14 protein-coding genes and 1 pseudogene are annotated in these 12,246 nt (G+C 39.1%); 5 read left to right on the top strand and 10 right to left on the bottom strand.

Annotation, left to right across the window (positions count from 1 at the left end; genetic code table 11):
• Positions 1 to 144, top strand: a pseudogene (locus LH47_RS15195) (UPF0236 family protein); the annotation flags it as partial.
• 251 nt (positions 145 to 395) lie between these two features.
• On the opposite strand, the gene tlp reads toward LH47_RS15195, so the two are convergent.
• From tlp to LH47_RS08015, 9 genes are all read right to left on the bottom strand, one after another.
• Positions 396 to 620 (bottom strand): small acid-soluble spore protein Tlp, encoded by a 225-nt coding sequence (tlp, locus tag LH47_RS08045; RefSeq protein WP_009361289.1) that lies wholly within the window; start codon positions 618 to 620, stop codon positions 396 to 398.
• A gap of 126 nt (positions 621 to 746) precedes the next feature.
• Positions 747 to 890, bottom strand: coding sequence for an acid-soluble spore protein N (locus LH47_RS08040; RefSeq protein ID WP_003396082.1), 144 nt, complete (start codon positions 888 to 890; stop codon positions 747 to 749).
• Between the two features lie 34 nt (positions 891 to 924).
• On the bottom strand, positions 925 to 1,056 hold the full coding sequence (locus LH47_RS15190) for an FbpB family small basic protein (protein WP_009361290.1): 132 nt from the start codon (positions 1,054 to 1,056) through the stop codon (positions 925 to 927).
• Positions 1,057 to 1,136: 80 nt separating this feature from the next.
• Positions 1,137 to 1,658, bottom strand: coding sequence for a peroxiredoxin family protein (locus LH47_RS08035; RefSeq protein ID WP_052585028.1), 522 nt, complete (start codon positions 1,656 to 1,658; stop codon positions 1,137 to 1,139).
• A gap of 46 nt (positions 1,659 to 1,704) precedes the next feature.
• Positions 1,705 to 1,845 (bottom strand): hypothetical protein, encoded by a 141-nt coding sequence (locus tag LH47_RS16435; protein WP_167333773.1) that lies wholly within the window; start codon positions 1,843 to 1,845, stop codon positions 1,705 to 1,707.
• A 61-nt stretch (positions 1,846 to 1,906) separates the two neighbouring features.
• Positions 1,907 to 2,179: a YpbS family protein gene (locus LH47_RS08030; protein WP_043966376.1), complete on the bottom strand. Its 273-nt coding sequence runs from the start codon at positions 2,177 to 2,179 to the stop codon at positions 1,907 to 1,909.
• Positions 2,172 to 5,798, bottom strand: coding sequence for a dynamin family protein (locus LH47_RS08025; protein ID WP_043966374.1), 3,627 nt, complete (start codon positions 5,796 to 5,798; stop codon positions 2,172 to 2,174). The genes LH47_RS08030 and LH47_RS08025 overlap by 8 nt, the downstream gene beginning before the upstream one ends.
• Before the next feature lie 81 nt (positions 5,799 to 5,879).
• Positions 5,880 to 6,380: an isoprenylcysteine carboxyl methyltransferase family protein gene (locus LH47_RS08020; protein ID WP_043966371.1), complete on the bottom strand. Its 501-nt coding sequence runs from the start codon at positions 6,378 to 6,380 to the stop codon at positions 5,880 to 5,882.
• Positions 6,377 to 7,444, bottom strand: a complete 1,068-nt coding sequence (locus tag LH47_RS08015) for a type III polyketide synthase (RefSeq protein WP_043966370.1) — start codon at positions 7,442 to 7,444, stop codon at positions 6,377 to 6,379. The genes LH47_RS08020 and LH47_RS08015 overlap by 4 nt, the downstream gene beginning before the upstream one ends.
• 252 nt (positions 7,445 to 7,696) lie before the next feature.
• Between LH47_RS08015 and LH47_RS08010 the strand changes: the two genes are divergently transcribed.
• The 4 genes from LH47_RS08010 (at position 7,697) to LH47_RS07995 (ending at position 10,704) form a co-directional block, all read left to right on the top strand.
• Complete coding sequence (locus tag LH47_RS08010; protein ID WP_043966368.1) at positions 7,697 to 8,152, top strand: chemotaxis protein CheX; 456 nt, start codon at positions 7,697 to 7,699, stop codon at positions 8,150 to 8,152.
• Positions 8,153 to 8,413: 261 nt separating this feature from the next.
• Positions 8,414 to 8,563 carry a cytochrome c oxidase subunit 2A gene (locus LH47_RS08005; RefSeq protein WP_043966367.1) on the top strand — a complete coding sequence of 50 codons (150 nt, stop codon included), beginning with the start codon at positions 8,414 to 8,416 and terminating at the stop codon, positions 8,561 to 8,563.
• 21 nt (positions 8,564 to 8,584) lie between these two features.
• Entirely contained in the window at positions 8,585 to 9,058 is a 474-nt protein-coding gene (locus LH47_RS08000) for a cytochrome c oxidase subunit II (protein ID WP_043966365.1), read from the top strand.
• The gene (locus LH47_RS07995) at positions 9,055 to 10,704 is read left to right on the top strand and encodes a b(o/a)3-type cytochrome-c oxidase subunit 1 (protein WP_043966363.1); all 1,650 of its coding nucleotides are present in this window, start codon (positions 9,055 to 9,057) and stop codon (positions 10,702 to 10,704) included. Before LH47_RS08000 ends, LH47_RS07995 begins: the two co-directional genes overlap by 4 nt.
• Positions 10,705 to 10,728: 24 nt before the next feature.
• Here LH47_RS07995 and LH47_RS07990 read toward each other — a convergent pair whose 3' ends face one another.
• Entirely contained in the window at positions 10,729 to 12,240 is a 1,512-nt protein-coding gene (locus LH47_RS07990; RefSeq protein WP_043966361.1) for a carboxypeptidase M32, read from the bottom strand.
• Positions 12,241 to 12,246 lie beyond the last annotated feature (6 nt).

Genomic DNA, 12,246 nt, shown 5'->3' with positions numbered 1-12,246 from the left:
TCCAAGCGGGTTGAACAGGCCAAACGGAAGGCAGGACGGTTGTGGGCAGATGTGGTGCGTCAGAATCTACCGTGTCTGCAGCGGTCATCCGGGACGCCGATCCATCAAGCGTTGTCGGCGCTTCGGGATTTTGGTTGGGTGTAAAAAAATGGAATACAATATCATCACTTCAAGATGAGGGATGAGAGTCCAAAAGCGCTTACGATATCAATTCCTGAAAATGGTTCGCTAACTAGTGATTGACAACACCCGTAGTGAACCGAAAAAATGTTCTCCACAAAGTCTTGACTGACTCTTCTCACTCTCCGACATAACAATAATTTATTTTTTTATTGTACCATACATAAAGAAAAGGTAAACAGAGCATGCAAAAAGCCGCACGTATGCGGCTTTTATCATTCATATCCTCTCTCACGAGCTCTTGCTTCATCTTTGATTTCTGCTCGCATCGCCTCAATTGCTTCTTCACGGCGATGATTTTTTTCCCTAATTTTTTCACGTTCCTCTGGACTAGCGAACGCCATCGTCTCTTCTGCTCTTTCAATATTCTCAAGCGTATTTTGTACCATGTCCTGTAATTTTTCTACATTGTCACGACGATCATCATAATTTGGTTTCATTTTATCATCCTCCTTGTCAAAGTAAAATGTACATCTTTTATCGTGCACGTTTTTCTTCATGTTATACAAACTTTATTGTTTATTATAATTTTGTTATGTAAACTATATAAGGGCGAATGTTCGCCCTTACTCACCCTTCGTTTGAATGACTTGTGGATGTTGACCAGATTGATCTTGCATTTGCTTTCCTTTATTGCCACCTGCCGCTCTTGGCTTCGTCCCGATATGTTGTGGCACAAATGGTTGTTGATTGCTTTTTGGATTACCCATTTTTCATCCCCCTCTCCCTTATAGTATGGCTATATTACTCTGCTTTATGAAGCCAACGTGTTTCCATTTTCTCTTCCAATTTCTCTAATGCCCTTGCATCGTTTAATAGTTGTCGTTTATTTTCCATCACGAGTTCTGCAAATGTCCGTTTTCTTATTTTTCTCATCACTTATTCACCTACTTTTTGTTTTTTTCTATCTTTTCCAAACATAATGACAAATATACAAAAAATAGCCGATCACTCGGCTATTTCCCCCATTTCTCTACATATTGCACCATTTGTTCATACGACATTGGCCCGATTTGCTTTTCACGAATAATGCCTTGTTGGTCGATAATAAACGACGTTGGAATCGGTTGAATATCATATTGCTTCATGACATGTCCATCAACATCTAGCACAACTGGAAACGTTAAACGATAATCTTTTACAAACTGACTCACTTTTTCTTTCGAATCTCTCACCATCACATTGACGGCTACAATTTCTATTTGTTTTTCATAACGTTCATAAAATGTTTGCATATCTGGCATTTCTGCGCGACAAGGTGGACACCATGTTGCCCAAAAGTTCACAATAACTGCCTTTCCACGCAATTGAGAAAGTTGAATGATTTTTCCATCAATCGTTTGTAAAGAAAAGTCCGGTGCCTTCATTCCAATATGAATACCGGTCGCGATCGTTTGTTTTTCCGTTATATGTTCCCAAAGCATGTATGCAAAAAAACTAAATAAAATAATAATAGCAAGCCACTTTTTCATTGACATACCGCCCTTCGATTTGTCATCTCAAAAAAAGGCGCATATGCGCGCCTTATCGAATATTTTTATGCTCGTTGCTCATTTTTTTCACTTCAACTTCAGCATATGAGGCAAACTCATTATTGAAGTCGTTTTTTTGTTTTGCGTTATTGTTTCGTTGCGCATTGGCGTTTCCTGATTTTGTTCGTCCCATCGCTTCACCCTCCTTTTTATACATAATGCATAAATAGTATGCGCGAAGGGGACGTTTTACACTACGACGATTTGTTATTTAATTTTTGAACGTATTCCTTTACCATGTCAACCGTCACATATTTTCGCTGTGGTACAATTCCACTTTTAGCTAGTTCATTTATTTGTTTTGTTACTTCGTTAATGTTTTGTACAGAAAACGGTTCACCGCGTTGACATAAAGAGACGGCTTCCTCAATATACGCTTCTCGTTTCGCATCTAGCTCGATAAACGCCCGAACGAGTGCGTGTTGCTTTTGTGAATGTGCTGTAATTGCTTGGTGAACTTCATTCATCATCCATTCCTCCGATCATATCGTAAATATGTTGTAATTCATCTATTGGTGCTTTAGCCGTTAATGCGGCAAGTAAACCTGTAAAATGCTCATTTAGTTGTTCGCGCATATGACAATGAAGTTGCTCAATAATCATATTCCACTGTTTTGTATAATGCGCGAGCAATCGTTGTTTTTGTTCAGCTACATACGCCGCAATCGGCTCATGTAATTGTTTTTCTAGTTCTTCTTTCATCAATCGCTTTTCATCTTTTTCAAAAAATGATTTCGCGTTTTTGTACAACGAAAGCGCCTTTTTAAATATATTGCGATCGATTTGCTCAAAAGCGATCGGGAATTGTAACGTTGGAAAACTTGAAAGATCGACTTTTGTTACAATGAGATCATGCACTTGCTTCCATTGGTTTTCTAACGCCGTAAAATGAAGATCGTAACGTTTATTTATAAACGCTTCAATTCGCAAGCTAGTTGCACGCATTTCTTGCGCCAAATCAAATCCAATGGAGTATAAAAACTCATCTAAACATAATTGTAACGCTTTTTTTATATTTGTTTGTCGGTCATGCAAAACAGATGGATTAAACGACTCTTTAAACCAGTCTGACAGGCGGAAAGAAATGCGCTGTTGAATATAATAAACTAACTCGTTCAGCTCTTGTTCGATGGCATGAACATCATAGTCTGTTTCATATTGTTCAATCATCTGTTCAAGCTGTTGTCGCTCTTGCTGCAAGATGTGCAACTTTTTACGTTTTATATCATCGCTTTGCTTCGCTTCTGCAATATATTCCGCTAAACGTTTTCGCGCTTGCTTCATTTGCAAATGCGCAGAAGCAATGGCTAATGAGCCGATCTCATGATGGATAAACGGATAAAATGTTTGCTCGAACGTACTCATTCCTGAATTCGATAACACATGATGATCGAATGTTTCCCCGTTTTTTTCTGCAAGTGCCCATTTACTCGATAATGGAAGAAGACGCGGATGGCGAATACCAAATTGCAAAAGCTGCTCTTTTACATAACGAACGACCGACTGCAATTCCTCTTCCGTATGAGCTAGGTCAGCTGCATTAATGATGAAAAACATTTTATCTAAACTAAACGTATCTTTGACGCGACCAAGCTGAATTAAAAATTCACGATCCGCTTTGGAAAACGCATGGTTATAATATGTGACAAAGAAAATCGCATCAGCATTTTTAATGTAATTAAATGCTACTCCCGTATGACGAGCATTTACAGAATCGGCTCCTGGTGTATCGACAAGAATAATATTTTCACGAGTAAGGGGACAATCATAATACAATTCAATCCATTCAACAAAACACGATTTCGTTTCATTCGCTACATATTCGTGAAATTGCTGAAATGAGATGACAAGCAATCGCCCTAAATTTTCTTTCATTTTTTCATAACCGCGCACGACAGCTTGCAAAAAAGCCCAATGTACACGCTCTTTTGCATCAACAGCTTGATTACGAATAGCTTTTTTGCTTTCTTCGATCGCCTCTTGTAACGAATGAACTTGCACGCCGAAAAAGCGCAAGGAGTGTTGCAAATCGTTTAAAAGCTGTTGCTCCGTTTTTACTTGTACAACTACGGTTCCATGTGGATGCTCGTCTGTCGGCGGAACAATTTTATTTATTGTCGCCGTCGTTGGATGAGGTGAAACAGGCAAGACGTGTTCACCTATTAACGCGTTTGCAAATGAAGATTTTCCTGCACTAAACGCCCCGAATAGAGCAATTGTAAACGTCCGTTGTTGAAGTTGTTGAATTTTTTCGCTCATTTCTTTCGCTAGTTGTTTCATCCCTTCAATCGGAGCAATCATTTGGCTAATGGTGCGTAGCTTTTCGATCGTTTGCTCAACCGTTTCATTTGCCATTTGCACCGTTTGAATTGGACGTTCTTCTTGCAGCGCTCCATTTTCCTGTGGAACTTCTTTTTTCTTTTGATTGTTTATTCGCATCGTAAATGTCTCGTAAATAAATGGATAAATCGCATCATCGCTTAACGGTGTTGCATGGTCAACGACTTTTTGCAATTGTTCACGCGTATGTTTACGATGATAAACAAGTTGTTTCAATTGCTCCCAACTTGCTCGCTCCTTTATCAGTTCATCTAGTTGTTGCTCATATGTATTTAACCGTTGTTGCGCCTTCCCTTTTTCAATTATTTGCTCCGCGAGTTGAAGAGCCGCATCGCGATATAACCGTTTTATTTCATTCGCTATATCGTTTGTATACGTTAATACATAATCCCCTGTAACAAGCGGCTGATTTGGCTTTCGTTCAACAATCCATTGTTCTGAAAACGGAACAGTTAATTGTTGAATACGATGTAATAACTCATGGTCATGAACGTCATATTGTTGATAAAAACGTTTCAGCAGGTCACGAACATGCCATTCTAGCTGACTTTCGATTTTTTTGCGCAAATCTTCATAAAAAGCACGCAGTCGTTTCCGGCGTTCTTCCTCTGTTTTTTGCTTTGTAAATAAAAAACCAACTTTAAAGTCAGGTTGACATGCTTCTAAATAGGCACGAGCATGTTCTCTCGTTTCATAAGGCATCATATAGGCGTTATGCAACGTCGCTTCTAACTGCTGTTCAACATGCTGCTTTGCACTCAACCACGTTTTCTTTATATGATCAATCGTCCGCTCCGTTTCTTCCATTTTCTCAAGAAGCATTCTTTCATCCTCAAACGAAAGCGATTGACGAATATGTTGCTCTTCTTCCTCTTGTTGAGCGATGAGCATCTGCATATGATTATCAATCATTTGCTCGACAGCAATACGTATACTTTGCTGAAGTCGCTCCTCCTTTTCACAAAAAAGCAACTGCAACAACTGTTTTAATTCATCGAACTCATTATGCACATGCTCTTTTTGTTTCAGCGAAGTATAAAACGTGCGTTCAAATGTGACTCCCCATTGCTGAAATGCTTCTTCAACAGAACGAGTAAACTGCGAAAACGGAAGCTCTTCTTCACGATGTTTATCAATTTGATTGACAACTAAGTATAACGTTTTCCCGTACTGTGACAACCGTTTTGTAAACTCAAAGTTCAATTCTGCTTGAACATGGTTATAATCCATTACATAAAATATAACATCGGCTAAATGAAGGGCAGACTCTGTTGCCAAACGATGAGCATCATCTGTCGAATCAATTCCTGGTGTATCCATCAGTATAACTCCACTTGGAATCGCGTCTGTTTCATCGCTAATTTCAATCATATCAATTGTGTCACCATCTAGACAAAACGTTTTTACTTCTTCGTAATCGTAAGGAGCTACATATTCAATCGCTTGGCCAGACTTATAATATACGCGTGCATACGGTTTCCCTGCTTTTACTTTCACAAGATTTGCACTTGTTGGAATAGGGCTAGACGGCAACAGTGAATCACCGATCAATTCATTAATTAAGCTAGACTTTCCGGCAGAAAAATGACCACAAAAAGCGATTGTAAATTCTTGATGATATACTTTTTTAATTAATTGTTTCGTTTTATTTGCCTGCGTAATGTCACCTATCTTCATAAATTCATCATGAAGTGCAATCAGGCGATATATCCATTGTTGCAATGATTTTGTTTCTGTCATTTCCATAATTACCTATACCCCTTTTAAAAAATCTACCTTCATTTTACTGTAGTTCACAGAAAAAATACATAAAAAATCCCCTGCTTATTAGGGGGATTTTAATAAACGTAGCGCCTGCTCCTCTACACGAATACGAATAGATAAAAGGTACGCGTTACATATTGTAAATATGACAGCTGTCCAATAGGCTTGAAACATAAGCGGAATAACAAGGAATTCTAGAACAACAACGAGGTAATTCGGATGACGAAACCAGCGATACGGACCTCTCTGTACCCGTTCTGCTTTTGGCAACACAATAATTTTTGTGTTCCAATACCTTCCAAGCGAAGCGATAATCCAAAGGCGGAATAACTGTAATACGACAAATATGTTAAACAAAACAGACCACAATGGTGACGGACGTTTACGAATCCCTTCTAGCAATAGCGAAACAAAAAATAAACAATGCATACATACGATGTACTTATAGTGATGTTGTCCGAATTCTTTGGCTCCCCGCTCTTTCATCCATCGTTCATTTCTTTTTGCCCAATACAACTCAACGAATCGTTGAACAATTAAAAAGAAAAATATGCTCCATTTCATGCTTCATCTCCCCATTGTAACAACAAAAGTTCACAACTAAATCCCGGTCCCATGGCCATCATTAAACCGTATCCCTGTGGAGTCATCGACTGTTGTAAAAAACGTTGTAAAACAGCAAGCACAGTAACAGACGACATATTTCCGTACTGTCGTAAAACCGTAATCGCATGAGCGAGCTTGTCTTCATCGATGTGTAAACCATCTTGATACGCATCAAGCACTTTTTTACCGCCGGGGTGCAAAACAAAATGTTCAATTTCGGAAAGTTTTATTCCGCTTCTTCCTAAAAATAATTGTACGATTTCGCCAATTGATTGACGAATTATCGTCGGAATATGTCGAGAGAACACAACATAAAAACCTTGATCTTTTATATCCCATCCCATAACATCTTCCGTGTTACGCATAAATACTGATTGCATATCAATTACCTGTGGAGTGACACTTTGCTGCTGTACATCATCCCCCACTACACACGCGCAACTTACTCCATCAGCAAATAATGATGTGCCAATAAGATTACTTTTTGATACATCATCCATTTGAAACGTTAGACTGCAAAGTTCCACAGCAAGAACAAGCACTTTCGCTTTCGGATACGCTCGACAGTAATCTACCGCTCGCGCAATGCCAGCTGCTCCACCCGCACATCCGAGCCCCCATATCGGGATGCGTTTCGTATGTAGAGAAAAAGGAAGTTCATTCATGATTCTTGCCTCAATGCTCGGTGTTGCAATTCCCGTCGTTGAAATGAAGAAGATTGCTTCAATGTCTTCAAAAACAATATTTGCACGATGTAAACAGCGCACAATTGCCTCTTTTCCATATCGAACCGCATGCTCAATATACAGCTCATTTTTTTCAGCAAACGAATGAGTCTGCATATACCAATCTAATGGTTGTACAAGCGATCTTGATTGAATATGATCATGTTGAAAAATGGATAATAACCGATCAATATGTTCATAGCGGTGTTGAAACATGCGTTTTATTGCAACCATCACCTCGTTTTGTGAAACGCGGTAAGGAAGTTCAGCTAATTCAACTGCAATGATACTTGGCATCCATGCCCCTCCTTTCGATAAAGATAATATTTTCCTAATAAAGAAATTTTATTCATAAAAAAAGCTTTCCTCTCAGAAACGGGAGGAAAGCTTTCGACGTTTTGAAAGGAGGTATGTTGTTGTGCACTTTCATTATAACGCAATTTGTTGTTTCGTCACTATGTTTTTTATATATTCGTATCCATGTTTATCGAAAAATGATGTCATCAAAGTGAAAAATTTGTTATGATGAAGAAAAAAGGGGGTCTTTTTATGGCGTTAGGTGAAAAAATTACAACGATTTTAAATGGAACGATCGAATCGATTCGATCTGTTATCCCACTATCAATGACAATCGATAAGCCTTCATTGTTTGTCCAACCTTTTACACAAACATCTATTAGCGTATTGATTGGGATAACCGGAGACTTACGCGGGCGTCTAATCATTGAAGGACATGAAACGATGTTTGGAAAAATCGGAGAAACGATGTTTGGTATGCCGTTAGAAGGCGAAATGCTTGAATCATTTACGGGTGAACTTGGGAATATGATTGCAGGAAACTTGGCCACAGTTGTATCACAAAAAGGAATTACCATTGATATTACTCCTCCGACTGTTCTTGTTGGTCAAACAAAAATTTACGGTTTTGACAAAGCTTTTCGAGTACCGATCCACTTCGAAAACAATGGAGAATTACAACTTATTTTAACAATTGATAATGAATAAATGAGAAGCTTGCGCTTGTAAGCTTCTTTTTTTACGCTATAGCCATCTTTTTCTAAATATTTCACACTTTTTTCACAACCTCACAAAATGTATGTGACAAAAGTCACAGCTACACCTTATTTTTACGGTTATGATGATGATAAAGTAACGAATGAACAATTTGTGAAATGTATGAAGAAAGCGTTTCATTTCACAAATTGTTTTGTATGATGTAAGTGTATACATTTCTATTTAAGGTTTATTTAGGAAGGAGGAGTGAAGATGAAAACCCAATTAAACACAAGTACTCCAAAAGCAAAAGTGGAGAAAGAACCCGCATTAAAAGGAACACTTGCTTCTGTTTTGTTTTTAGGGTTTTTCCTCATTTTCACGTGGGTAAGCGTATATTTCTTGTTTTTAAATCGCTTATAGAGAGAAAGGAGACGAAACGTTATGCACATGCATAAGTATGAAAAAATTTGGCTGTTTTTCGGCATCGGTTCGTTATTCGTGTTTTTAGCTGTCCTAGGAGTCGGTGCATTTGCGCAAGGAACGCAACCACCAAGCTGTTTAACAACAATCGATCCGGAAAAAGTCGATCAAACACCACCATTTGATAAACCAGGCCTTGTTAAAACGGGAGAAAATGAATATCAACTGAACATCGTTGCTTCTGCATTTGCGTATACACCAAACCAAGTCGAAATTCCAAAAGGGGCAAAAGTAACGATTAATGTCGCAACGAAAGATGTGATCCACGGATTTGAAATGGCTGGAACGAACGTAAACATGATGGTTGAACCTGGATATGTCAGTAGCTATACACAAACATTCGATAAAGTCGGCGAATATGTCATTTTATGTAACGAATATTGCGGTGCCGGTCACCACTTAATGACTGCGAAAGTGAAGGTGGTTGAACAATGATGAACGGAACATGGAAAGTCGATGCACGTGATGGCAAATTAGCCATGGCCCATATTTATGTCGCTTTCGTTGCCCTTGCGTTAGGAGGGCTTGCAGGTCTATTGCAAGTGCTTGTGCGCTCTGGAAAATTTGAATTGCCGGCGGGCATTAGCTATTATACGATTTTAACAACGCATGGCGTATTGCTTGGACTCGTTTTAACTACATTTTTCATTATCGGTTTCCAATTTGCTGCTGTAAGTCGTACTGCCGGAACGCTTTCTGACCGCGTGCGGTTTTGGGGTTGGATCGGTTTTTGGCTCATGACAATCGGTACAGCAATTACCGCCTTTTACATTTTAATCGGTGAAGCTTCTGTTTTATATACGTTTTATGCCCCATTACAAGCACATGCGGGTTTTTATATCGGTTTAACGCTTGTTGTTGTCGGTAGCTGGATCAGTGGTTTTGCCATGTTCGCTCATTATGCAAAATGGAAAAAAGCTCATCCTGGTCAAGTCAGTCCGTTGCTAACATTTATGTCTGTTGTCAACATGGTATTATGGCTCGTTTGTTCACTCGGTGTGGCAGCGACTGTATTATTCCAGCTTATTCCTTGGTCATTAGGTTATGTCGATCGAATTAACGTGCTCGTAAGCCGAACATTGTTCTGGTATTTCGGTCACCCGCTCGTATATTTCTGGTTATTACCGGCATATATGATTTGGTATGCGATTATTCCAAAAATTATTGGTGGAAAAATGTTTTCTGACTCTCTTGCTCGTATGTCATTCATCTTATTCTTAATTTTCTCGATTCCTGTCGGTTTCCACCATCAACTTGTGGAACCTGGAATTGATCCAGCTTGGAAATACTTACAAGTTGTCTTAACGTTCATGGTCGTTATTCCATCATTAATGACTGCGTTCTCAATGTTCGCAACATTTGAAATGTACGGTCGCTCAAAAGGAGCAACAGGATTATTCGGATGGTTACGAAAACTCCCTTGGGGTGATGCGCGTTTCTTCGCACCATTTATTGGTATGTTGTTCTTTATCCCTGCTGGTGCTGGTGGTCTTGTCAACGCATCACATCAATTAAACCAAGTCGTTCATAATACAATTTGGGTAACTGGTCACTTCCACTTAACATTAGCAACAACAGTCGTATTGACATTCTTTGGTGGAGCTTATTGGCTTATTCCGCACTTAACAGGGCGCGTCATGACAAAAGCAATGAATCGTCTAGCGATTATTCAAACAATCGTTTGGTCTATCGGTATGATTTTCATGTCTAGTGCGATGCATTTTGCAGGGTTACTTGGTGCCCCACGTCGCTCAGCATTTTCAACATACGGCGATGCACCACAAGCGCTTGAGTGGATTCCTTATCAAATCGCTCAAGCGGTTGGTGGAACGATTTTATTCATCGGTATTATTCTTGTGCTCATTATCGTGACAAACTTAGCATTTTTCGCTCCAAAAGGGGAAACAGAGTTCCCTGTTGCAGAAGTTGCTGAGCAGGCTGAACGTACACCGCTTGTGTTCGAAAACTGGAAATTGTGGATCGGTATTGCTGTTGTACTCATTTTAATCGCGTATACAGTTCCATTTATCGATATGATCCAAAATGCACCTCCTGGATCAAAAGGGTTTAAACTTTGGTAAAAAACCGGGCACTCGCCCGGTTTTTTATAATCGATAAATATGTTTATATTTTTCTTCTAAATAGTCGATTAAGTAGATTGGATTTAAACCTTCTCCAGTGACTTCATGTAAAATATCGAGCGGTTTTTTCGTTTTTCCGAATTGGTGAACGTGCTTTGTAAGCCATTCTCGAATACGAACAAGTTCCCCATTTTCAAGCAACTGATGAAATGGCAGTTCTTTCTCCATCGTATGTTTAAACTGTGCCGCATACATATATCCAAGCGCATACGATGGAAAATACCCAAAACTTCCTCCAGCCCAATGCACATCTTGAAGAATTCCTTCCGCATCACGCTCTGGACGAATACCTAAATACGCTTCGTATTTTTCGTTCCAAATGTATGGTAAATCTTTCACTTCAATAGCATCATCAAACAACGCTTTTTCCATTTCATATCGAACAACAATGTGCAACGGATACGTCAGTTCATCAGCTTCAATACGAATAAGGGACGGTTTCGACTCATTAATCGCACGATAAAAATCGTCTAACGAAACATGCGAAAAGTGCGGAGCATATTGTTGTAATAAACGATAATATCGCTTCCAAAATGAATAATGACGAGCAATAAAGTTTTCATAAAACAACGATTGGGATTCATGAATCCCCATCGACGTTCCATCGTACAATGGTGTACCTGCCAGTTCTTTAGAAATATGTTGTTCGTAAAGAGCATGACCACATTCGTGAATTGTACCAAATATGGCTGTTCGAAAATCATTTTCGTCATATTTCGTTGTAATTCGGACGTCCCCATCATTTAATGTAATAGCAAAAGGATGCACAGTTTCATCTAGCCGCCCTGCGTCAAAATCGTAACCTAGCTCTTTTAAAAGCGCGAAACTAAATGCTTTTTGCTTTTCTTTCGGAAACGGTTGAAATAGAAAACTCGTTTCCGGTTTGTGACGGGACTCGCGAATTTGCTGAACGAGCGGAACAATATGATGACGTAGTTTTGAAAACACATCATCTAATAAGTCGACTGTCACGCCCGGCTCATATAAATCTAATAGCGTATTATATGGGTGTCCGTTTGTTCCCCAATATGTAACGAAACGTTTCGTAAAGTCAACAAGCTGTTTTAAATACGGTTCAAAAAGGGAAAAATCAGATTTTGCTTTCGCTTCTTCCCATACGCTTTCCGCTTTTGATTGCAAAATGACAAATTGTTTATATTCATCCGCAGGAATTTTTTTATTGCGCTCATACTCTTTTTGACATTCTGCTAACGTATAACGGGTAACAGACGATAATTGTTCTTGTACCGACTTAGCAGAAAGTTCCGCAATATATGCGGCCATTTGTTCTGAAGTGGACATCCGAAACACATCTTGCGACAGCATCCCAATCACTTCGGAGCGTTGGTCAATTCCTTTTCTCGGCGCCCCTGTACGCAAATCCCAATACATAAGTGAAATGGCTTCTTTATACGCCATCATTTTTCTGACGTATTGGAGAAATTGCTTTTCTACTTCTTGAATATTTGTTTTCATCTTCTT

This window comes from Anoxybacillus thermarum, assembly GCF_000836725.1.
Classification (GTDB): Bacteria; Bacillota; Bacilli; order Bacillales; family Anoxybacillaceae; genus Anoxybacillus; species Anoxybacillus thermarum.
Note: the sequence above shows the minus strand (reverse complement) of the source record. Positions and strands in the feature narration are given on the sequence as shown.

Coding starts and splice junctions, on each gene's coding strand:
- LH47_RS08000 (WP_043966365.1), top strand. CDS start 8,585: ATGCACATGCATAAGTATGAAAAAATTTGGCTGTTTTTCGGCATCGGT.
- LH47_RS08035 (WP_052585028.1), bottom strand. CDS start 1,658: ATGTCAATGAAAAAGTGGCTTGCTATTATTATTTTATTTAGTTTTTTT.
- tlp (WP_009361289.1), bottom strand. CDS start 620: ATGAAACCAAATTATGATGATCGTCGTGACAATGTAGAAAAATTACAG.
- LH47_RS08015 (WP_043966370.1), bottom strand. CDS start 7,444: ATGCCAAGTATCATTGCAGTTGAATTAGCTGAACTTCCTTACCGCGTT.
- LH47_RS15190 (WP_009361290.1), bottom strand. CDS start 1,056: ATGAGAAAAATAAGAAAACGGACATTTGCAGAACTCGTGATGGAAAAT.
- LH47_RS16435 (WP_167333773.1), bottom strand. CDS start 1,845: ATGGGACGAACAAAATCAGGAAACGCCAATGCGCAACGAAACAATAAC.
- LH47_RS07990 (WP_043966361.1), bottom strand. CDS start 12,240: ATGAAAACAAATATTCAAGAAGTAGAAAAGCAATTTCTCCAATACGTC.
- LH47_RS08030 (WP_043966376.1), bottom strand. CDS start 2,179: ATGAATGAAGTTCACCAAGCAATTACAGCACATTCACAAAAGCAACAC.
- LH47_RS08005 (WP_043966367.1), top strand. CDS start 8,414: ATGAAAACCCAATTAAACACAAGTACTCCAAAAGCAAAAGTGGAGAAA.
- LH47_RS08010 (WP_043966368.1), top strand. CDS start 7,697: ATGGCGTTAGGTGAAAAAATTACAACGATTTTAAATGGAACGATCGAA.
- LH47_RS08040 (WP_003396082.1), bottom strand. CDS start 890: ATGGGTAATCCAAAAAGCAATCAACAACCATTTGTGCCACAACATATC.
- LH47_RS08025 (WP_043966374.1), bottom strand. CDS start 5,798: ATGGAAATGACAGAAACAAAATCATTGCAACAATGGATATATCGCCTG.
- LH47_RS07995 (WP_043966363.1), top strand. CDS start 9,055: ATGATGAACGGAACATGGAAAGTCGATGCACGTGATGGCAAATTAGCC.
- LH47_RS08020 (WP_043966371.1), bottom strand. CDS start 6,380: ATGAAATGGAGCATATTTTTCTTTTTAATTGTTCAACGATTCGTTGAG.